The sequence below is a fragment of the Aliivibrio sp. 1S128 genome, assembly GCF_001691065.1.
Classification (GTDB): Bacteria; Pseudomonadota; Gammaproteobacteria; order Enterobacterales; family Vibrionaceae; genus Aliivibrio.
In genome coordinates this window covers 1-559 of record NZ_MAJV01000068.1, presented here as the reverse complement: position 1 = coordinate 559, position 559 = coordinate 1, and the positions used below count along the sequence as shown (strand labels likewise).

At 31.5% G+C, this 559-nt stretch carries 1 protein-coding gene; it reads right to left on the bottom strand.

Annotated features, from left to right (window positions below):
- Positions 1 to 7 precede the first annotated feature (7 nt).
- Positions 8 to 511, bottom strand: a complete 504-nt coding sequence (locus A6E03_RS09240) for a hypothetical protein (protein WP_065600702.1) — start codon at positions 509 to 511, stop codon at positions 8 to 10.
- Positions 512 to 559 lie beyond the last annotated feature (48 nt).

The following is a 559-nucleotide window of genomic DNA, read 5'->3' as shown; positions in this document are numbered from 1 at the left end:
AAATTCACTATGCCACTACAAACAAGTCAAAGTAATAAAGCAGCCCCACTAAAATATAAATAACTTCCTTACATTTACCTCTATTTATTTTATAGATCGCGCTTTCTCCGACCCTTTCAATGCGATCTTTATCTAAAGAGAAAATTTGTTCCCATTGATAACTAACATTATGAACGAACCGTCTATGATCATCTGTTGGGATTTTTTTTGTTTTATACAGCTCTAAATATAATATATTGAATACATCAAAGTTGATTTCACGCGGAGCACTAAAACTATCTCCTTGATTAAGATTAATTTTTAGTTTGGCATTTTCATTAACTACAGAAATCAAAAATGAACTCATGTAACTTGATACAAAATCAGCTTCTTTATAAAGGCATTTTTCAAGCTTAGTACTTCTTCGGTAATCAAGAAAAATAGATACCATGAAACCAAATAGAGCACCAAGAAATGCACCGACAACAGCTCCCGAAATAGACCAAAACCCATCATTAAAAATTTGTTCCATTAACATTTCTCTCGTTAATCAAAAAATGAATATAACGCCTGCATAACA